At 39.6% G+C, this 207-nt stretch carries 1 protein-coding gene; it reads left to right on the plus strand.

The genetic code is table 11. From position 1 onward, the window contains the following. Nucleotides 1-207 (plus strand): YDG domain-containing protein (locus tag ACYPV9_RS14285; protein ID WP_459744852.1); only part of this gene is annotated, 207 nt, incomplete at both ends.

Consider the following 207-nt stretch of genomic DNA (forward strand, 5'->3'; position numbering starts at 1 on the left):
CGGAATAATTGGTGCTGATGATGTTGCTTTAGACGGAAGCCCAACTTTTGCTTTTGCTTCTGCTAACGCAGGAACTAGCATCAGTGTTAACACTACAGGTTACACAATCTCTGGAACTGATGCTGCAAATTATACATTAACGCAACCTACTTTAATTGCAGATATTACGGCAAAAAATCTTACAGTTACCGGTTTAACGGCTACTAA

The organism is Polaribacter sp. OB-PA-B3, from assembly GCF_054589375.1.